The sequence below is a fragment of the Streptomyces halobius genome, assembly GCF_023277745.1.
GTDB lineage: Bacteria > Actinomycetota > Actinomycetes > Streptomycetales > Streptomycetaceae > Streptomyces > Streptomyces halobius.
In genome coordinates, this window is sequence record NZ_CP086322.1 from 9,032,878 (window position 1) to 9,055,926 (window position 23,049).

The 23,049-nt window shown below is 73.3% G+C and carries 3 protein-coding genes; all 3 read left to right on the plus strand.

All coding sequences use genetic code 11. The features are described from left to right. The first annotated feature begins 3 nt into the window (after positions 1–3). The 3 genes from K9S39_RS40995 to K9S39_RS41010 all read left to right on the plus strand — a co-directional run bounded on the left by K9S39_RS40995 (position 4) and on the right by K9S39_RS41010 (position 22,977). Positions 4–3,030 (plus strand): condensation domain-containing protein, encoded by a 3,027-nt coding sequence (locus K9S39_RS40995; protein WP_248868368.1) that lies wholly within the window; start codon positions 4–6, stop codon positions 3,028–3,030. 62 nt (positions 3,031–3,092) lie between these two features. Next, positions 3,093–12,518, plus strand: coding sequence for a type I polyketide synthase (locus K9S39_RS41000; RefSeq protein ID WP_248868371.1), 9,426 nt, complete (start codon positions 3,093–3,095; stop codon positions 12,516–12,518). A gap of 19 nt (positions 12,519–12,537) precedes the next feature. Further along, complete coding sequence (locus K9S39_RS41010; protein ID WP_283113359.1) at positions 12,538–22,977, plus strand: type I polyketide synthase; 10,440 nt, start codon at positions 12,538–12,540, stop codon at positions 22,975–22,977. Positions 22,978–23,049: the final 72 nt, after the last annotated feature.

Here is a 23,049-nt window from a genome sequence, read left to right on the forward strand (position 1 = left end):
ATCATGCCGACCGCTGAGCAGGACACCAAGCGTGCGTACGACGCGGCCCGTGCGCTCGGCCTGACCCGCAGGCGCCGTCTGGACTCCGCGAGCAAGAAGGAGTCCGCGCTGTGGCTTCTCGACCAACTCGTGCCCGGCGGCGGCGTGAACAACGTACCGACTGCCGTCGCGATCGACGGAGACCTGGACCCCGGGCTGCTGCAGGCGGCCGTCGACGCAGTGATCGCCCGGCATCCGGCGCTGCGCACCGTCTTCCACCACAAGCACATCGGCCTGGTCAAGGAAGTCCTCGAACCGGGCGACCACAAGGTCGTCGTCCAGGACCTCCCGGACGACGACGAGGCGCTGCGGGCGTTCATGGAGGAGCCGTTCGCACTCGACGGCGGCACCCTGGTGCGGGTCGGCCACCGGCGCGCCACGGGCGGTCGGCAGGCGGTCCTCTGCGTCGTCGTCCACCACCTGGTCCACGACGCGGCCTCGGCGCAGATCATGTTCCGCGAGCTGATGGAGGCCTACGACGCCGGCCACCGCGGCCAGACCCCGGTGACCACGGAAGTGCCCGCCTTCACCGAGCCCGCCCCGACCGAGGAAGGCACCCGGTACTGGTTCGAGCGGCTGACCGGATTCGACGCCACCCGGCTGGGTCTGCTCATCGGCGCCCCCGACCCCTGCCGGCCCAGCCTGCGTGGCGGACAGGTCTGGCGGGAGTTCCCCGAGGCCACAGCGCTCGCCGTAGAGGACCTGGCCACCCGGCTGCGGGTCCCGGAATCGGCGATCCTGCTCGCCGCCTACTTCACGCTGCTGGCCCTGCACGGCGCGGGGCCGGACATCGTCGTCGGCTCCCCGCTCAACATGCGTGACCGGGCGCACGCCGGCGCCATCGGCTACCACGTCAACACCGTCCCGGTGCGTGCCAAGGTGCGCTTCGCCGAGCCGTTCTCCGCGCTCGCCGCCCGGGTGGCACAGGCCCACTTCGGCGCCCTCGAACACGGGAGCACCTCCATCGACGACGTCTCCGCCCGGCTGGCCGGCTCCACCTCCAGCTGGCGCAACGGCATCTTCCGGCACATGTTCAACCTGGTGCCGTACGAGCAGGCCGACGACGCCGCCATCGGCGGCCTGCGGGCGCGTCCGCTCACCGCCGAGAACGGCTACAGCAAGTTCGACCTGGAGTTCTTCCTCTCGTACGCGCCCGGCCGGCTGCGGCTGCGCGCGCTGCACTTCGTCGACGTGCTGTCCACCGAGGACGTCGAGTTCCTCGTCGACCGCTACCTCACCGTTCTCGACGCCGTCACGGCCCACCCGGAGGCGACGGTCGGGGAGATCCGCCCGTGGGCGCAACGCGACGAGGAGATCGTCCCGGCCGGTCGCGAGGGCGTGCTCCGGCTTCCCGGCCCCGACCCGCTGGGCCGCTTCGCCGAGGCCTGCCTCCGCCACCCGGCCCGCCCGGCCGTCGTGGACGACCACGGCAGCGTGACGTACCAGGAGCTACGGGCCGCGGCCGGGCACACGGCGACGGTGCTGCGCCAGGCCGGGGCGGAGCCCGGGAGCAGCATCGTGCTCACCGCCCGGCGCGGCCCGCGCGCCGCGGCCGGCCTGTTCGGCGCCTGGCTGGCCGGAACCCAGGTGCACCTGGCCGCCCCCGGAACGCCCGACGCCCCCGAGGGGACGCTCCTGCTCACCGACGACGAGGCCCTCACCGGCCCCCGCGTGCTGCACATCCCGCAGGTGGGCCCCGCCTACGACACCGAGACCGATGCCTCCGCGCCCGCCCCGGACGCCGTCACCCTGCGCACTCCGGACACCGCCGCGGCCGGCGGCGCGCACGCCTCCGTGCTGACCTGGGCCCAGCTCACGGCCGGCATCGCGGAAGCGGAGCGGCTCCTGGGCGACGCCGGGAGCGAGCGGGTGCTGTGGTCGGGGGAGCCGACCCTGGCGACCTCCGTCGTCGAACTCCTGCTGGCCGTGTGCGCGGGCGGCACCGCCTACGCCGCGGACGCCACCACCGCGGCCGACCCGCAGGCCCTGGCCGATGTCGTCGTCGGCCATGACCTGACCGTCCTGCAGGTTCCGGCACCGCGCGCCCGCGCCCTGGCCGAGCGGCTCGGCGAGAAGATCGCCGGCCGGCGGTTCCTGGTGACCGGAGACGCTCCCGCGCCGTCGCTCGCCGAAACCGTGACCCGCGCCGGAGGCACACTCGCCCAGACCCTCGCGCCGGGCGGCCCGGTCGTGTACGCCGCCTCCGCGGAGGACGGCCGGTTCGTCGCCGCCGAGGGCGCCGCCCTGACGGTGGCTTCCAAGGGGGGCCGCGAGTATCCCGCGCTGGTTCTCGGCGAGTTGTGCGTCGTCGGCACCGCGGGCGGCGAGGGCACCCGGGCCCATCGCGTCCGGCATCCGCGGCACGGGGCGATGCACAGGACCGCCGTGCACGGGCGCCGCCTGGCCGACGGCGGCCTTGAACTGACCGGCCGCGCCGCCCCCAAGACCGTGGTCCGGGGTGTGCAGCTCCGCCTCGATCTGGTCGAGGAAGCCCTGTGCGCGACCGGCGCCGTCACGGCCGCGGCGGCCGACGTGGTCCGCGTCGGCGAGGAGGCCCGGCTGGTGCTCGCGGTCACCGACGGCGGCGCGAGCGCGGCGGAGGCGACCGCCGTCCTGCGCCGCCTCGTCCCCGTGCCGCTGGACGCGTTGTGCGTCCATGCCTGCCCGGCAATCCCCACCACCCCGTACGGCACCGTCGACCGGGCAGCCGTCGCCGAACTGGCCCGTGCGGCCGTACGGCAGGACGAGCAGCCGTCCGCCGCCGAGGTCACCGACCCCACGGTGCGCACGCTCGTGGCGCTCTTCGAGGAGACCACCGGCACCAGCGGGCTGCACCCCGCCTCCCACTTCTTCGACAGCGGAGGGCACTCGCTGCTGGGCGCCCGGCTGCTGCAGCGGATCGAGCAGGAACTGGGCGTGACGCTGAAGTTGGCCGACCTGTTCGGCGCGCCCACCCCGGCCGCCCTGGCGCACGAGATCGACCCGCCGTGAAGCACGCGCACGGAAAGCGGACCACGGAGCGATCAGTCCCAGGTGGAAGGAAACGACAGGTCATGACGCGCCCCCTCGCATCGACGAACCGGCACGACGCGGGCACCGACCCGCGTCACCAGGTCGCCGTCATCGGCATGGCCTGCCGCGTCCCGGGCGCCGGATCGGCGGCGGAACTCTGGGAGTTGCTGGCGGGCGGTGGCGACGCGGTCGGCGAGGTCCCCACGGACCGCTGGTCCCCGGACGCGGTCGACGACGGGTCCGCGCCGGGAGCGCGCTTCGGCGGATATCTCGCCGACGTCTCCGGCTTCGACGCCGACTTCTTCCGCATCGCCCCGCGCGAGGCCGCAGGCATGGACCCGCAACAGCGCCTGGCGCTCGAAGCGAGCTGGCACGCCGTGGAGGACGCCGGCATCGACCCGGACACCCTGCGCGACACCCGGACCGGAGTCTTCCTCGGCTGCACCTCCGCCGACTACGCCGTACTGCTCGGCGGCGGCGCCGACACCCACGCGATGAGCGGGCTGAACCGGGGCATCATCGCCAACCGGATCTCGTACTTCCTCGGCCTGCGCGGCCCCAGCATGGTCCTCGACACGGCCCAGTCGTCCTCCCTCGTGGCCGTGGACACCGCGGTGAGCGGGCTGCTCGCGGGGCAGATCGACCTCGCGCTCGCCGGCGGTGTGCAGCTGAACCTCAGCCCGGCGGGCGCCGTCAACGCCGCGCGGATCGGCGCCCTGTCGCCGTCCGGGAAGAGCCGGGCCTTCGACGCGGCGGCCGACGGATTCGCCCGCGGCGAGGGCGTCGGGGTCGTCCTGCTCAAGCGCCTGGACCTGGCGCTGCGCGACGGCGACCCGCTGTACGCGGTGATCCTCGGGTCCGCCGCCAACAACGACGGCGGCGGGCACGGTCTGACCACCCCCGACACCGACGCCCAGATCCGGCTGCTGCGCGCCGCCCACCGCGCCTCCGGAGTCACCGGCGCCGAGGTGCAGTACGTCGAGGCGCACGGCACCGGGACCCGGCTCGGCGACCCCGTCGAGGCGGAGGCGCTCGCCGCCGTCCTCGGCCGCCACCCCGAGCGCACCGGACGCCTCGCCATCGGCTCGGTCAAGACCAACATCGGCCACCTGGAGGCGGCCTCGGGAGTCCTCGGCCTGATCAAGACCGCCCTCTCGATCAGCAAGCGCCGTCTCGTGCCCAGCCTGCACTTCGCGCAGCCCAACCCCGCCATCGACCTCGGGGCGTCCGGGCTGTCGGTAACGGTCGCCGAGGGCCCGTGGCCGCGGCCCGAGGAGCGCTTGGTGGCCGGCGTCACCTCCATCGGCCTGGGCGGCACCAACTGCCACGTCCTCCTCGCCGAGCGCCCCGCCCCGGCCCGGTCGGCGGACGCGGACCCGGCCCCCGGCCGCACCACGGAGGGCGCCGGGAAAGGCCTGCCCGTACCTCTGGTCCTCACCGCCCACAGCCGGCCGTCCCTGCTCGGCCAGGCCGACCGTCTGCTGACCCACCTGCGCACCGCGCAGGACTCCGACCTCGGGGCGACGGCCGCGGAACTCCTCGCCGGACGCGCGGAGTTCGACCACCGGGCGACGGTCCTCGGCGACACGGCAGACGAGGTCCGTGAGGGTCTGGAGGCGCTGCGCGACGGGCTGCCGTCCGCCCGCGTCGTGACCGGGCGGGCCACCGAGGAGCCCGGCGCCGTCGCGTTCCTCTTCAGCGGCCAGGGCAGCCAGCGGGCCGGCATGGGACGCGAACTCGCCGCCCGCCACCCCGGGTTCGCCGCCCACCTGACCGCGGTCTGCGCGGTCATGGACCGCTACAGCGATCTGTCGATGACCGAGCTGTTCCTGGGCTCGGGCGCCGGCAGCGAACTCATCGACCGCACCGACTGCACCCAGGCGGCCCTCTTCGTCGTCGAGGTCGCCCTGTTCCGCACCGTGGCCGACTGGGGCGTCACCCCCGACCGGGTCGCGGGCCACTCCATCGGCGAGCTGGCCGCCGCCTGCTGCGCCGGCATGCTCGGCCTGGACGACGCCTGCCGCCTGGTCGTCGCCCGCGGGACGCTGATGCAGCAGGCCGGGGCGGCCGGCTCGATGGCGTCGGTACAGGCCGACGAGGACGAGGTCCGGACGGCGCTCGCCGAGTACGCCGGGACCGTCGACGTGGCCGCGGTCAACGGCCCCGCCTCCGTCGTCGTCTCCGGCCTCGACGAGACCGTGCGCGAACTGGTCGCGCGCTGGACCCGCGAGGGCCGCAGGGCCCGACTGCTCAACGTCGGCGTCGCCGCGCACTCGCCGCTCCTCGACGCCATGCTCGACGACTTCGCCGCGATCGCGCGCACCGTCGAGAACCGGCCCGCCCGCATCCCGTTCCTGTCCCACCTCACCGGCGAGACGGTCACCGGCGACGCCGTGCTCGACACCGAGTACTGGACCCGGCATGTCCGCGAGGCCGTGCGCTTCGCCGACGGCGTGCACACCCTCCTCCGGCGGGACGACGTGCGCACGCTCGTCGAGGTGGGCCCGGACGCCGTCCTGACCTCCATGGCGGCCGAGGCGGCGAAAGACGCCGGCGCCGTCGTCGTCCCCCTGCTCCGCAAGGGAGCGGAGGAGTCCCGCACCTTCATGAGCGCCCTCGCGGCCCTGTACGTCCGCGGTCTCCCGGTGGACTGGCGCCCAGCGGTGCCGGCCCGCGCCGCCGACCGGCCCCGGCTGCCCGGCTACGCCTTCACCCACACGCCGTACTGGGCGCCCGATGCGCGCATGCCCGGGGCAGCCCCGCAGGCGCGGGAAGCAGCTGAGGAGTCTGCCGATGTACCCGATGTACCCGATGTGCAGCAGGGCGCCGGGCCCGCGCCGCTCTCCGGGGCAGACGCCTCGGCGCTCCAGGAGCGGCTCACCACCCTCGTGCGGGCCACCGCTGCCGCCGTCCTCGGGCACAGCGGTCCCGACGCCATCGACGAGCACAAGAACTTCAAGGAGCTCGGCTTCGACTCGGTGAGCGCCGTCGAACTGGCCAGTCGGCTCTCCGAGGCCACCGGTGTCGCCGTGCCGGCCAACGCCGTCTTCGACCACCCCCGCCCCGCCCTCCTCGTCGACTTCCTCCGCCGCGACCTCGCCGGCGAGCCCGCCGACACCGCGCGCACGACCGTGCGCACGATCGCGCGCACCCCTGACTCCGCAGCCGGGGGTGAGGTTGCGGTGGTGGGTGTGGGGTGCCGGTTTGCGGGTGGTGTGGCGGGTCTTGAGGACCTGTGGGATGTGGTGGTTTCGGGGCGTGAGGCGGTGTCGGGGGTGCCGTTGGATCGTGGGTGGGATGCGGGGGTGTTCGGTGGGGGTGTGGTGTCCGCTGGGTCGTTTCTGGCGGATGCGGGTGGGTTTGACGCGGGGTTCTTCGGGATTTCGCCGCGTGAGGCGTTGGGGATGGATCCGCAGCAGCGGCTGTTGCTGGAGTGCTCGTGGGAGGCCCTGGAGAACGCCGGGATCGTCCCGGCCACGCTCTCCGGCGAACAAGTAGGCGTGTTCATGGGGGAGTTCCCCAGTGAATACGGCCCTGGGCTCTCCCACGGATCCACGGGCGTCTCGGGTTATCTCATGACGGGGACGTCGCCGAGTGTGGCGTCGGGGCGGTTGTCGTATGTGCTGGGTTTGGGTGGGCCGTCGGTGACGGTGGATACGGCGTGCTCGTCGTCGTTGGTGGCGGTGCATTTGGCGGTGGCGTCGTTGCGGCGTGGGGAGTCGTCGTTGGCGTTGGCGGGTGCGGCGACGGTGATGTCGTCGCCGGGGTTGTTTGTGGAGTTTTCGCGGCAGGGGGCGTTGTCGCCGGATGGGCGGTGCCGGGCGTTTTCGGCGGATGCTGCGGGGTTCGGCCTGGCCGAGGGTGCCGCGGTGTTGGTGCTGGAGCGGTTGGAGGACGCGCTGGCGGCGGGGCATCCGGTGTTGGGGGTGGTGCGGGGTAGTGCGGTGAATTCGGATGGGGCGAGTAACGGGCTCACGGCGCCGAATGGTCCGGCGCAGCAGCGGGTGATCCGGGCGGCGCTGGCGGATGCGGGGCTGGCGCCGGGTGATGTGGACGTGGTGGAGGCGCATGGAACGGGGACGCGGCTGGGGGACCCGATCGAGGCGCAGGCGTTGCAGGGAGTGTATGACGCGGGGCGTGAGCGGCCGTTGTGGTTGGGGTCGGTGAAGTCGAATGTGGGGCATGCGCAGGCGGCTGCGGGGATGGCCGGGATCGTCAAGGTGCTGGGCGCGTTCCGGTACGGGTATCTGCCGCCGACCCGGCACGCGGAACGGCCGAGTACGCATGTGGAGTGGGAGGGCTCCTCGCTTCGGCTGCTGACCGAGGGCAGGGACTGGCCGGAGGATGCCGAGCGGGTCCGTCGTGCCGGTGTCTCTTCGTTCGGTATCAGCGGGACCAACGCTCATCTCATTCTTGAACAACCCCCTGCTGCCCCTGCCGTTGCTCCGCCTGAAGGAGAGGAGCCGGAGTCGGTGGCGTGGGTGGTCTCGGCGCGTAGTGGTGAGGCACTGGGGGAGTACGCGGAGCGTTTGGCCGCTCGGCTGGGGGAGTTGGCCGGATCGGGTGTGTCGGTGGGGGATGTGGCGCACACGTTCGCCGTGGAGCGGTCGGTCTTCGAGCACCGGGCGGCGGTGGTGGGCCGGACCTGGGATGAGCTGGTGGCCGGGGTGGACGCGCTGGCCCAGGGACGTGCGCAGGAGGGAGTGGTCGCCGCGCGGGCTGGTCGCCGGTCGGGGACGGTGTTCGTCTTCCCCGGGCAGGGCGGCCAGTGGCCGGGCATGGCGCGGGAGTTGCTGGAGAAGCCGGGGGCGTTCGCCGAGCGCATGGAGGAGTGCCGGCAGATCCTGGCGGACCTGGCGGGGTGGGATCTGTTCGAGGTGCTGGGGGACGCACAGGCGTTGGCGCGCACGGAGGTGGTACAGCCGGCGCTGTGCGCGGTGAACGTGTCCTTGGCGGCGTGGTGGCGGGCGCAGGGCGTGGAGCCCGACGCCGTGGTCGGACACTCCCAAGGAGAGATCGCGGCCGCGTATGTGGCCGGGGCGCTGGGGCTGGAGGATGTGCTGGCGTTGTCGGTGGCGCGGGCCCGTGCGATCACCCGGTTGCCCGGGGGTACGGGCATGGTGACGGTGAACGCCGACGCGCAGCGGCTGGCGCCCTGGCTGAGCGAGGGGCTGGTGGTCGCGGCATTCAACTCGCCCTCAAGCACGGTGGTTTCCGGGCCGGATGGGGAGTTGGAGGCGCTGTTGGCCCGGGCCGAGGGGGAGGGTGTCTGGGCGCGGCGGATCAAGGTGGCGTATGCCTCGCACCATCCCTCGATCGACGCGATCGCCGACGACCTTCTGGCCTGGCAGCCGAAGACCGCGCCCCGTGCGGGTGAGCTCGCCTTCCACTCCACGGTCACCGGTGGCCTCCTCGACACCGCCCGGCTGACCGCGGAGTACTGGCTGGAGAATCTGCGCAGCCCGGTCCGGTTCGCTCCCACGATCGCTGAACTCGCCGCCAGCTGTGACACGTTCATCGAGATCAGCCCGCACCCGACCCTGACCACCAGCCTGGAGCAGATCCTCGAAACCGCCGACCGGGGCGAGGACGCGCTGATCCTGCCCAGCCTGATCAGGGACGCCGACCAGGAACGCACCCTGCTCCTGCACCGGGCCAGCGCCTGGGCCCACGGCCATGCCGCGCCCCTGCCCGCCCCCCGGCACGGCGCCCATGTCGAGCTGCCCCCGCACCCCTTCACCCACACCACCTACTGGCTCAACCCCACCACCGCCACAGCCCCCCACACCCACCCCGTACTTGGTCCGCTGACCTCCCTCGCCGGGACGGACGAGTTCGTGGCGAACGGCGTCGTCGGCCCGCGCACCCATCCGTGGCTCACCGACCACGCGATCGAGGGCGTACCCCTCGTACCAGGGACGCTGCTGCTCGAACTGGCGCAGACAGCCGCCGACGGCGTGGGGGCTTACGGAGTCTCGGAACTGACGCTGCACGCACCCCTGCTGCTGACCGGCGAGCACAGTGTCCAGGTGGCGGTGGGCCCGCTGGAGGAGGGGGCCCGCACGGTCCGGGTGCACGCTCGGCCGGCCGAGCAGGAAGAGCATGCAGAGCAGGAAGGCGCCGCGCCGGCGGAGTGGACGCTGCACGCCTCGGGTGTTCTGGCGCCCCTCGGCGCGCTGCCCGCCACCACGTACCCGCACCCGGCTCCCGGCGCGGGTGCCCTCCAGGCGTCGGTGCTCTACGGCAGCCTGCGGGAGCGGGGCTACGCGTACGGCGAGGCGTTTGCCCTGGTGAGCCGTGCCTGGTCGGACGGGCAGGGGGCCGCGATCGCCGAGATCACCGTGCCGGAGGGGTCCTCGCGCTGGTCGGGGCTGCCCCCGGCCGTGCTGGACGCGGCCCTGCACCCCGCGGTGCTCGGCACGGTCCCCGGCGTGGGCGGCGACGCCTCCGGGACCGGTGCCGTACTGCTGCCGTTCAGCTTCGCCGACGCACGGTTCGCCCCCGCCGCGCACCGTGTGACGGAGGGCGGCGTGCTGCGGGTGCGGCTGGCAGCCGGCGGCGCCCCCCAGTCGGTCTCGGTGACCATCACCGACCAGGACGGCGCCGTGCTCGCCGCGATCGGGGCCCTGGCGCTGCGCCCGGTCGCCCACTCCGCGCTGACCGCGCCCGGCGGAACACCGCCCCTGTACGAGATCCACTGGGACACCCACGAGCCGCCCGCCGTCCCCGCGACATCCGTCACCCCGCTCGGACCGGTGACCACCCCGGTCGTGCGTGTCTTGGCGGCGCAGGACGGTGACGTGCAGCGCGAGGTGATCGACGTGGCCGCGTTCGTGGACCCCGCGGCAGCGGACGCCGCGGCCCTGGCGACGGGCGTGGTCACCGCGGTACTGACGCGGCTCCAGAACTGGCTGGCGGCCCGCGCCGAGGAGGACGAGGCGCGGTTGACCGTGCTGACCCGTGGGGCGCGGGCCCCGCGCACGCCGGCGGAGCTGGCCGCCGCGACCGTGGTGGGCATGGTCCGCAGTGTGCAGGCGGAGCACCCCGGCCGCATCCAGCTCGTCGACATCACGCCGGAGGCCGAGCCGACCGGCGAGGACCTCGCGGCACTGCTTGCCGACGCCGAGGCCGAGCTGGCCTGGGACGGTACCGCCACGGTCCCGCGGCTGCGGGAGCTGACCAGGCCGCCTTCGGGCACCGGGGCCTGGCACCTGACCGCCGGCGGCGGTTCGCTTGACCAGCTGACCGCCGTCGTCACGGACGCCGACACCCGGCCGCTGGCGCCCGGCGAGATCCGGATCGCGGTCCGCTGCGCCGGCGTCAACTTCCGCGACGTGCTGATCGCGCTCGGCATGTACCCCGACCCCGGCGTCATGGGCATCGAGGCCGCGGGCGTGGTGCTGGAGGCGGGCGCGGACGCGCCGTTCGAACCGGGCACCCGGGTCCTGGCGTTCGTCCCGGACGGCGGTGCCTTCGGCCCCGTTCTGACCGTCGACGCACGGCTGGCGGCGGCCTTCCCGGACGAGTGGTCCTTCGAACAGGCGGCGACGGTGCCGGTGGTGTTCGGCACGGCGTACCACGCCCTGGCCGAACTCGCCGGGCTGCGTGGCGGCGAGTGCGTCCTGATCCACGCGGCGACCGGCGGTGTCGGCATGGCCGCCGTCCAACTGGCGCGGCACCTCGGCGCCGAGGTGTACGCCACCGCCGCCCCCGCCAAGCACGACACCCTGCGCGCCATGGGACTCGACGACGACCACATCGCCTCGTCCCGCGATCTCGGCTTCGCCGCGAAGTTCCGCACCGTGACCGGCGGACGCGGGGTCGACGTCGTCCTCAACGCGCTGGCCGACGAGTTCACCGACGCCTCGCTCGACCTCCTCGCCGAGGGCGGGCGTTTCATCGAAATGGGCAAGACGGACCTGCGCGATCCGACTGCCCTCGCCACCACGCGCCCGGCCCTTCGGTACCAGGCGTTCGACCTGACCCGTATCGCGCCCGATCACGTACGGCGGATGCTGGACGGCTTGCTGGACCTGTTCCGCACCGGCGCGCTCCAGCCGCTTCCGGTGGTCGCCGAGCCTGTGCACCGGACTCAGGATGTCTTCCGCACCCTGAGCATGGCGCAGCACACGGGCAAGCGGGCCCTGACCCTGCCCCGCCGGCTCAACCCGGCCGGAACGGTGCTGATCACCGGCGGCACCGGGGCCGTCGCCGACGCGGTCGTCCGGCACCTGGCGGGCCTCCACGGCATACGGCGCTTCGTCCTGATGAGCCGGAACGGTGTCGTGGGCGACGAACTGCGCGCCGCGCTCGACGCGGCGGGAGCGCTGGTCAGCGTGTGCCGCGGCGACGCCACCCGGGTGGCGGACGTCGAGGCCGCCGTCGAGGCCGCGAGCGCCGACCCCGCGTACCCGCTCACCGCCGTGATCCACGCCGCGGGCGCCGTCGACGACGCCCTCGTCGAATCCGTCACCCCCTGCCAACTCGCCGCAGTGCTCGCTCCGAAGGCCGCGGGCGTCATCGCCCTCGACGCCGCGACCCGCGGACTCGACCTGGACGCGTTCTTGCTGTTCTCCTCGGCCACCGCTGCCTTCGGCAACCCGGGCCAGTCGCCCTACACAGCCGCCAACGGCTTCCTGGACGGCTACGCGCACTTCCGCGGCACACGCGGCGAGCCGACGGTGTCGATCGGGTGGAGCCGGTGGGAGCTGAGCAGCGACCTGACACGGCACATGAGCGCGGCCGATGCGCAGCGCATGGCGCGACGCGGAATGGGCGCGCTGGAGCCGGACACCGCGACGGCCCTGTTCGATGCCGCGCTGACCCGCACCGAACCGCATGTCCTCGCCACCGTCGTCGACCGGGCCGCGGTCCGCCGCGCCACCGAGCTGCCGGCCGTGCTCACCGGCATGCGGGCGGCCGCGGTCGTAGCGAAGGCGGCTCGGCTCGGGCTTGCCGACACGCTGGCCGGGCAGGACGCCGAGCAGCAGCGCACGATGGTCCTCGCGCTGATCTACGACACCGCCGCGTCCGTCATCGACTGCCCGCTGTCCGAGGTCCAGCAGCCGACGCTGTCCTTCCGCGGCCAGGGCTTCGACTCGCTCACCGCCATCGAGTTCCGCAACCGCATCGCCGCCGCTACCGGGCTGCGGCTGCCCGCCACTCTGGTCTTCGACTACCCGACACCGCAGGCGGTTACCGAGTTCCTGCTGGAGCGCCTCGCCCCGCAGCCACCGGAAACCGACGCCGCGGGGGACGGCGGAGACGAGGAGGTCCGGCGCCTCCTGGCCGCCGTACCCGTGCGACGGCTGCGTGAGGCGGGGCTGTTGGACCCGCTGCTGGCGCTGGCCGAACCCGCGGGCCCGGCCTCCTCCGACCCGGCGCGCCCCGAGACGTCCGACGAGGACATCGCCGCCATGGACCCCGACGCGCTCATCGCCCTCGCCCTCGACCAAGACCTCAGCTGACGTGCGAGAAGGAGACATCGTGACCACGCAGGAATCCACCAAGTTGGTCGAAGCGCTGCGCGCCGCGCTGCAGGACAACGCCCGCCTGCGAAAGGAGAACCACGACCTCGCCGGGGGTGAGGTTGCGGTGGTGGGTGTGGGGTGCCGGTATGCGGGTGGTGTGGCGGGTCTTGAGGACCTGTGGGATGTGGTGGTTTCGGGGCGTGAGGCGGTGTCGGGGGTGCCGTTGGATCGTGGGTGGGATGCGGGGGTGTTCGGTGGGGGTGTGGTGTCCGCTGGGTCGTTTCTGGCGGATGCGGGTGGGTTTGACGCGGGGTTCTTCGGGATTTCGCGGCGTGAGGCGTTGGGGATGGATCCGCAGCAGCGGCTGTTGCTGGAGTGCTCCTGGGAGGCCTTGGAGAATGCCGCAATCGTGCCCGACAGCCTGGCGGGACGCGACGTGGGCGTGTTCGTCGGCGAAATCGCCGGCGAGTACGGTCCCGCCCTCTCGGATGGACCGGCCGGGGTATCCGGCTACTTGCTGACGGGGTCGACGCCGAGTGTGGCGTCGGGGCGGTTGTCGTATGTGCTGGGTTTGGGTGGGCCGTCGGTGACGGTGGACACGGCGTGCTCGTCGTCGTTGGTGGCGGTGCATTTGGCGGTGGCGTCGTTGCGGCGTGGGGAGTCGTCGTTGGCGTTGGCGGGTGCGGCGACGGTGATGTCGTCGCCGGGGTTGTTTGTGGAGTTTTCGCGGCAGGGGGCGTTGTCGCCGGATGGGCGGTGCCGGGCGTTTTCGGCGGATGCTGCGGGGTTCGGCCTGGCCGAGGGCGCCGCGGTGTTGGTGCTGGAGCGGTTGGAGGACGCGCTGGCGGCGGGGCACCCGGTGTTGGGGGTGGTGCGGGGTAGTGCGGTGAATTCGGATGGGGCGAGTAACGGGCTCACGGCGCCGAATGGTCCGGCGCAGCAGCGGGTGATCCGGGCGGCGCTGGCGGATGCGGGGCTGGCGCCGGGTGATGTGGACGTGGTGGAGGCGCATGGAACGGGGACGCGGCTGGGGGACCCGATCGAGGCGCAGGCGTTGCAGGGAGTGTATGACGCGGGGCGTGAGCGGCCGTTGTGGTTGGGGTCGGTGAAGTCGAATGTGGGGCATGCGCAGGCGGCTGCGGGGATGGCCGGGATCATCAAGGTGCTGGGCGCCTTCCGGCACGGGCAGCTGCCGCCGACCCTGCATGCGCGGACACCGAGTCCGCACATCGATTGGGAGGGGTCTTCGCTCCGTCTGTTGACGGAAGGCCGGGACTGGTCGGACGGCGGGGAGCGGGTGCGTCGGGCGGGGCTGTCCTCGTTCGGTATCAGCGGGACCAATGCCCACCTGATCCTCGAACAGCCTCCAGTTCCCGCTGTGTTGGAGGCGGGGGAGGAGCCCGAGTCGATCTCGGTCGTCTCCAGCCCCTCGTCCGATTCCGCTGCCGTGTCGGAGTCGGTGGCGTGGGTGGTATCGGCGCGTAGCGGCGAGGCGTTGGGGGAGTTCGCGGGGCGTTTGGCGGGCCGGTTGGGGGTGTTGGCCGGGTCGGTGTCGGTGGGGGATGTGGCGCACACGCTCGGGGTGGAGCGGTCGGTCTTCGCTCACCGGGCGGTGGTGGTGGGCCGTGCCTGGGATGAGCTGGTGGCCGGGGTCGAGGCCCTGGCCGAGGGCCGTGAGCACGAGGGCGTGGTGCGGGCGCGGGCCGGGGGCCGGTCGGGCACGGTGTTTGTGTTTCCCGGGCAGGGCGGCCAGTGGCCGGGCATGGCGAGGGAGTTGCTGGAGAAGCCGGGGGCGTTCGCCGAGCGCATGGAGGAGTGCCGACAGATCCTGGCGGACCTGGCGGGGTGGGATCTGTTCGAGGTGCTGGGGGACGCACAGGCGTTGGCGCGCACGGACGTGGTGCAGCCGGCGTTGTGCGCGGTGAATGTGTCCTTGGCGGCGTGGTGGAGGGCCCAAGGGATGGTGCCCGATGCGGTGGTCGGGCATTCCCAAGGGGAGATCGCGGCGGCGTATGTGGCCGGGGCGCTTGGGCTGGAGGATGTGCTGTCGCTGTCGGTGGCACGGTCCCGGGCGATCGGGCGGCTGCCGGCCGGGTCGGGCATGGTCACCGTGAACGCGGACGCGGAGCGCATAACGCCCTGGCTGACCGGCGATCTGGTCATTGCCGCGTTCAACTCCCCTTCCAACACGGTGATATCGGGGCCCGATGGGGAACTGGAAGTGCTGCTGGCCCGGGCCGAGGCCGAGGGCGTGTGGGCGCGGCGGATCGAGGTGGCCTACGCCTCCCACCACCCCTCCGTCGACGCGATCGCGGATGAACTGCTGGCCTGGCAGCCCCAGACCGCGCCCCGCGCGTCCAAGGTCGCCTTCCACTCCACGGTCACCGGCACGGAGCTGGACACCGCCCAGCTCACCGCCCAGTACTGGTTGGAGAATCTGCGCAGCCCGGTCCGCTTCGCGACCACGGTGGCCGAACTGGCCGCGACCTGCGACACGTTCATCGAGATCAGCCCGCACCCGACGCTGACCACCGGCCTGGAGCAGATCCTGGAGGCCGCCGGCCACGGCGAGCAGGCGCTGATCCTGCCCAGCCTGGTGCGGGAGGCGGACGCGGAGCCCACCCTGCTGCTGCACCGGGCCAGCGCCTGGGCCCACGGACACACCGCGCCCCTACCCACACCCCGGCCCGGCCGCCATGTCGAGCTGCCCCCGCACCCCTTCACCCACACCACCTACTGGCTCACCCCCACCACCGCCCCAACCCCCCACACCCACCCCGTACTCGACGACGGGACCCTGATCGCGTCCGCCGACGCGGAAACTCCGGCCACGCTGTTCACGGGTACGGTCGACGACCAGCGTCTGCCATGGGCGGCCGACCACAGCATCGGTGGCACGCCCGTGCTGCCCGCAGTGGCTTTCCTGGACTTCGCCTGGCACGCCGGTGAGCAGGTCGGTGCTCCGTCCGTCGCCGAGCTGGTCCTGCACGCTCCGCTCGCTCTGAGCGGCCCCGCCACGGTGCAGGTTCTGGTGCGCCCGGCCGACACGGAGGACCACTGGAACTTCGAGATCCACTCGGTGCGCGCCGCCGATTCCGCCGGCCCGCCGTTCCTGCGACACGCCAGCGGAGTCCTGACTCCGAGCACCGACAGGGCCGCGTACGACACCTGGGACACCGAGGGCGCGCAGCCGCTTGACGCCGATGCGGCCTACCAGCGGGCGGGGGAACGCGGCTACGAGTACGGACCGGCGTTCACCGCCGTGCGTGCCCTGTGGCGGGCCGAGGACGAGATTCTGGCCGAACTGGCGCTCCCGGCCGAGCTGCACGCGGAGTTCGGCGCCGGCCAGGCCCCTACGGTCGGCATGTTGGACGCCGCGCTGCAGCCGATCGCCTTCGGGCTGTTCGGCGACGAGTCCGGACTTCGTCTGCCTTTCACCTTCACCGACGTGGAACTCGTCGCTCCCGGAGCCGAAGGAGTGCTGCGGACCCGGGTGCGTGCCGTGGGGCCCGATACCTTCACAGTGCTCGTCAGCGACACCCGAGGCCGTCTCGTCGCCCGGATCGGTGAGGTGCGGGTCCGCGAGGCCGAGGTGGCGGAGCTGCGGGCGGCCGTCGACCGGCCGCTGCCGCTGCACGCCGTGCGGTGGCTCCCGGTGACACCGACACCAGGCGAGGCCGCCGATGACCGGCTCCCACGCCTGCTGGACCTGACCGGCGGCGACACAACCACCGACACCAGCACCGACCCGGTGGAGCGGACCCGCGCGCTGCTCGCCGAGGCGCTCGCCGCGGTCCAGGAAGCCGACGGCGAACGGCTGTTGGTCGTCACGCGCCGTGCCGTCGCCGCCGGGACCGAGGACGACGACGCATTCGCCGGGGCCATCGACCCCGCAGGTGCGGCCGTGTGGGGACTGGTCCGGTCCGCGCAGTCCGAGCTGCCGGACCGGCTGATCCTGGCCGACAGCGAGGACGGCACCGTACCTCCGCCCGAGCAGGCGCTCGCACTCGCTCGCGCCGGCTTCGCGCAACTCGCCCACCGTGCGGGCCGCTGGCTGCGCCCGGCCGTCACGGAGCTCACGCCGACACCGGCAACCGCACCTCGCCACGACGCAGGCACGGCCCTACCTCGCCAGAACGCAGATCAGGACGCAGGTACGGCCCTGATCACCGGTGGCACCGGCACCGTCGGCGGGCACATCGCACGGCACCTGGTCGCCGTGCACGGCGTACGGCATCTGTTGCTGGTCAGCCGCAGCGGGCCTGATGCCGAGGGGGCCGCCGGGCTGGCCGCCGAGCTCTCCGGTCTGGGCGCCGAGGTGCGCATCGAGCGTGCCGACGTCGGTGACCGTGCGCGCCTCGCCGAGCTCATCGACTCCGTTGGCGAGGAACATCCCCTCACCACCGTGGTGCACACCGCAGGGATCCTCGACGACGCCACCGTGCAGAACCTCGACGCCGCCCGGATCGACACGGTGCTGGCCCCCAAGGCGGCCGCCGCCCAGCACCTGCACGATCTGACCGAGCACCTGCCGCTGATCTCGTTCGTGCTCCTCTCCTCGCTCGCCGGCCTGCTCGGCACCTCCGGTCAGGCCGGGTACGCGGCAGCCAACTCCTACGTGGACGCCCTCGCGCACAACCGCCACGCAGCCGGGCTGCCTGCCGTCAGTGTCGCGCTCGGGCTATGGGGCGAGACCAGCGCGTTGACCGCGCAGCTGGACGAGGCGGGCCGGCGCAGGCTCACGGAACTCGGGCTGCGGCCGATGCAGAACGAGGCCGCGCTGGGCCTGTTCGACCGCGCGCTCGCCTCCGGCGCCGCCACCGTGGTCGCCGCCGACCTCGACCTGAAGGCCCTCTCCCGCAGCGGCCACCCGCTGGCGCAGCGGCCGCAACCCCGCGTCGAGGCCGGGCGGCAGAACCTGCGCGCCGAACTGCTGGCTCTGGAGCCGCGTCAACAGTTGACTGCACTGACCGAGAGGGTCACCGCGCTGGCCGCCCGGGTGCTGCGCAGCGCGCCCGGCGAGCTCATCGAACCCGACGTCTCGTTCAAGGAGCTGGGCTTTGACTCGCTCACCGCCGTGGAGTTCCGCAACGCGATAGGCACCGAACTGGGATTCCGGCTGCCGCCGACCGTCGTCTTCGACCACCCCACGCCCCGGTCGATGGCCGAAGCCCTGCAGCAGCGGCTGGCGGAGGACTCCGGCGACGGCGACCGGGCCCGGACCCCGACGAGCGAACCCGCGCCGGCCAAGGCCCCCTCCGACGAGCCGCTCGCGATCGTCGGCATGGCCTGCCGCTACCCCGGCGGTGCGGAGAGCCCGGAAGCCCTGTGGCAACTGGTGCTCAACGGCACCGATGCCATTGGTGAGTTCCCTCGCGACCGGGGCTGGAACCTGACGACGCTCTTCAGCGATGACCCGGACCGACCGGGCACGAGCACCACCCGGAACGGTGGATTCCTTTACGACGCCGCCCAGTTCGACGCCGAGTTCTTCGGCATCGCCCCCACCGAGGCCCTCGCCATGGATCCCCAGCAGCGTCTGCTCCTGGAGCTCACCTGGGAGTCGTTCGAGCACGCGGGCGTCGACCCGCAGCAACTGCGCGGCACCGACTGCGGGGTCTACGTCGGACTGATGGCCCAGGACTACGGGGGCAATCTCTCCGGCTCCCGGCACGGGCTCGACGGCTACCTGCTGAGCGGCAACACCCCGAGCGTGGCCTCCGGGCGGCTCGCGTACACCTTCGGCTTCTCGGGACCGGCGGTCACCGTCGACACCGCGTGCTCCTCATCGCTCGTCGCTCTGCACACGGCCGCCGGGGCGCTGCGGGCGGGGGAGTGCCGGATCGCCGTCGTCGGGGCCGCCACCGTGATGTCCAGCCCGCAGACGTTCACCGAGTTCTCCCGGCAGCGCGGCCTGGCCGCCGACGGCCGGTGCAAGGCCTACAGCGCGGCCGCCGACGGCACCGGGTGGTCCGAGGGCGCCGGCGTGGTGCTCGTACAGCGGCTCTCCGACGCGCTGGCCGACGGCAACCCCGTCCTCGCTCTCGTCCGTGGCACGGCCGTGAACCAGGACGGCCAGAGCAATGGGCTGACCGCGCCCAACGGCTCCGCGCAGCGCCGCGTCATCGAACGCACCCTGGCCGCCGCCGGGCTCGGCCCCGCCGAGGTCGACGTGCTGGAGGGCCACGGGACCGGCACCCGGCTGGGCGATCCGATCGAGGCCGGCGCCATCATCGAGGCGTACGGCGTACAGCGGCAACGGCCGCTGCTGCTCGGCTCGTTGAAGTCCAACATCGGCCACACACAAGCTGCTGCCGGACTCGGCGGCGTCATCAAGATGGTGATGGCGATGCGGGCGGGCATCGTGCCGAAGAGCCTGCACATCGACGAACCGTCCCCCCACGTCGCCTGGGACGGCAGCAACGTGAGCCTGCTCACCGAGAATCAGCCGTGGCCCCAGCACGATCGGCAGCGCAGGGTGGCCGTGTCCTCGTTCGGGGCCAGTGGCACCAACGCCCACGTCATCCTGGAGCAGGCCCCCGAGTCGGCCGGCACGAGGCAGGCCCAGGGTGCGCCCGGCACCGAGGACCGTGAGACGGACCGGCCTGCGGAGGCGACAGGGACGGAGGGAGCGGCCACCGTGCTGCCGCTGTCCGCGCGCAGCGACAGCAGCCTGCGGGAACAGGCGGCACGGCTGATCCGCTTCCTGGAGGCCCATCCGGACGCCCCGCTCGGCGACATCACTTGGACGCTGACCCGGCACCGGGCCCAGCACCGCCTGCGGGCCGTGGTGACCAGTCGCGGTCTGCCCGAACTGCGCTCCGGTCTTGCCGCCGTCGCGGCCGGGCAGGATGTGCCGGGCGTGTTCACCGGCACTGCGGCCGAGGGCCGGCTCGCCTTCCTGTTCACCGGCCAGGGGTCCCAGCGCGCGCAGATGGGTGCCGACCTCATGGCCGCCTCTCCGGTCTTCGCCCGGGCGCTGCGCGAGTCGTGCGAGGCGTTCGACGGACTGCTCGACGCCCCGCTGCTGGACGTGATCATGCAGCCGGACGATCCCCGGTTGCACCGTACGCTCTTCGCCCAGCCCGCCCTGTTCGCGCTGGAGCGCGCCCTGTTCGTCCTGGCCTCCGCCGCCGGTCTGGTGCCGGACGCGGTCGCCGGACACTCCCTGGGCGAGCTGACGGCAGCTCATGTTGCGGGTGTGTTCGATCTCGCCGCCGCCGCCCGCCTCATCGCGGCCCGTGCCGCGGCCATGGACAGCGCGGCCGCCCGGGGAGGCATGGCGAGTGTGCGGGAGTCCGAGGCGGAGGTTGCCGAGCGGATACGCGACTACGACGGCCGACTGTCGATTGCGGCGGTCAACGGCCCGGCCTCGGTCGTGGTCTCCGGAGACCTGGACGCCGTGGAGGACCTGCTGCGGAACCTCGCCGACGAGGGCGTACGGACCAAGCGGCTCAAGGTGTCGCACGCCTTCCACTCGGCCCACATGGACGCCGTGCTGGACGAGTTCCGGAAGGCCGCGCGGTCCGTCACCTACCACGAGCCGAGGATCCCGCTGGTCTCGAACGCCTCGGGCTCCTTCGCCGGCGCCGCCGACCTCACCGACCCGGAGTACTGGGTGCGGCACGTGCGCGGCACCGTCCGCTTCGGCGACGCGATCGACACGCTGGCTGCCTCCGGCCACCGCCACCTGCTGGAGCTGGGCCCCGACGGTGCGCTGACCGGCATGGTGGAGGAGCGGGGCGAGTCCGTCACCGCGGTCGCCGCACTGTCGGCCAAGCACCCCGAACTCGCCTCGCTCGTGGACGCGTTGGCAGCCGTGCACGTGGCCGGGCGGACCGTCGACTGGACCGCGCTGACCGGTACCGGAAACCGGATCGACCTGCCGACGTACGGGTTCACCCGGCAGCACTACTGGGCGAGCGCCGAACCGGACACTCCCTCGGCGGGGCCGCTCCTGGACCAGGTCGTCGAAGTGGCCTCCACCGACACGGTGGTCGGCCAGGTCACGGTGGACGCGCAGCGGCAGCCGTGGCTGAACGACCATCTGATTCACGGCAGTTGCGTGCTTCCCGGTACCTATGTGGCTGCCCTGGTGTCGAGCGTCGGCCAGGAGGCGGGCTGCCCCGTCGTGGAGGAACTCACCCTCCACACGCCCGCCGTCTGCGCCGACCGGCTGGACGTGCAGGTCGCCGTCACTGCAGGGCAGGACGCGGGACGGCGGAAGTTCACGGTGAGCGTCCGGGACCGTGCGGGCGGCCCGTGGTCGTCGAGCGCCGAGGGCACCGTCCGCCCGGACACGCTGAGCGGCGCGCAGGAAGAGACGGCTCCTGCCCTCGGCGCGGACGCAGCCGCCGTGCCTGCGGAGGCGATCGTGGACGGTTACGCGCGGCTTGCCGGGCGCGGCTACCACTACGGTCCCGCGTTCCGCGCACTGCGGACGGTCCGCACGGCCGAGGGCCGTACCGAGGCCGAACTCGTGGTTCCTGAGGGCACGGTGAGCTGGCCGGTGCTGGCGCCCGCGCTCCTGGACGCCGCGCTGCACCCGGTCATCCTCGGCCTGCTGCCCGGCCTACCGGCCGACGACGACACGCTGTGGGCGCCGTTCACCTGGGAGAACGTCCGCCTTGCCGGGGCGACCCCGGCCCCCGGCAGCGTCCTGCACGCCCGGCTCGACGCCGATGCCCGACCCGGCGAAGTCCCCGCCGTCTCCGCCGAGATCACCACGGAGACGGGCGAACACCTCGCCACCGTCGGACGGGTCACCCTGCGCGCTCTGCGCCCCGACCAGCTCGCCGCCTCGCACGGGGCGGCCCGGTGGGAGATCCGCGCCGAAGCAGTCGACACACCCCCGCTCGCCGGCTCTGCCGCGGTACACGCCGTCGGATTCGACTCCCCCCTGTCCGGTGGCAACGGCGAGGAGATCACCCTCGTCGACGCCAGGGCCGCCGCCAGCGGCGACGACCCGGTGCGCGCCACACACGAGGCAGTCCGCACCGCGTCGGCCGCCCTGCGCGAGGCGCTGCGGGCACAGCTGCCGGTCGTGGTGCTGGTGCCTGATCCGGAGGCCGACGGCGCGCTCGCCGGTTCGGCCGTGGCCGGTCTGGCCAGGGCCGCGCAGGCCGAGCACCCCGGCCGGATCGTGCTGCTCGCGGCCGACGACGACGCGGCCTCCCTCGCTCAGCTGCCGGCCGCCGTCACCGTGCGGGACGGGCGCGAATGGCTGCTCCGCCGTGGCCGCTGGTACCGCCCCGTCCTGCACCGGTCCGCCCCGCCCACCGCTGTTGGACCGGTGTGGCCGGACCCGCAGGAGCTGCTGCTGATCACCGGCGCCGGCGGTGGCATCGGACGACAGGTGGCCCGGTGGGCCGTGGCCGAATGGGGCGCCCGCAACCTGCTGCTGTTGTCCCGACGGGGCGAGGGCGACCCTGTCCTGCGCGAACTGGCCGAGGAACTGCGTACGGGCGGCGCGACCGTCGAGGTGGTCGCCTGTGACCTGACCGAACAGGACGCGGTGCAGTCCGTGTTCGCGGCCCACCCGGTCCGGGGAGTGCTGCACACGGCGGGAGTGCTGGCCGACTCGACGCTCGACGCCATGACTGACGACCAGCTGCATCGCGTCCTCGCCGCCAAGGCCGACGCAGCGTGGCATCTGCACCGCGCCGCCGGCGAAAACCTGCGCACCTTCGTCCTGTTCTCCTCCCTCGCCGGCGCCTTCGGCTCGGCGGGACAGGCCAACTACAGCTCCGCCAACGCCTTCCTGGACGCCCTGGCCCGGCACCGCGCGGACCGAGGGCTGCCCGCCACCAGCATCCAGTGGGGACTGTGGGGCGGCTCCGATGGCATGGCCGGCACGCTGTCGCAACAGGAGTTGGCGAGCCTGGCCGAGGACGGCATCCTCCCCATGGAACCGCACCGGGCACTGGCCGCCCTCGACACCGTCCTCGCCGACGAACCGGCCCCCACCGTGGTCGTCGCCGCGCTCAACCCGTCCGCCGCGAGCGATCCGCGGACCGCGCCCGCTCCCATCGCGCCGCTCCTGCGGACCGCCGCAGACCATCCGGACGACGTGCCCCAACTCGACCTGGGGGCCTATCTGCCCGCCGAGCGCCCCGGCGTGGTGCTCGACCTGGTCCGGCGCACCGCGGCAAGGGTGCTCGGGCACACCAGCATTTCCGCCGTCCCCGCCGACCGCGGATTCCTCGACCTCGGCTTCGACTCCCTAGCCGCGGTCAAACTGCGCAACCAGCTCGCGCAGAGCTGCGCCGTGGCCCTGCCCAACACGGTGGTCTTCGACTGCCCGACGCCGGCCGAGCTCGCCGCCTATGTGACGGCCGAACTCGACGTATCGGAGCAGTCCGACGAGGACTCCGAGAGCGGCGGCCCCCCGGGCCTGGCCGAGGCCAGCGACGAAGAACTGTTCGCCATCGTCGACGGAGGGGCAACCCGGTCATGAGCACTACCGAAGAAACACTCCGCGGCTACCTGCGCAAGGCGGCCGAGGAACTCCAGCAGACCCGCGAGGAAC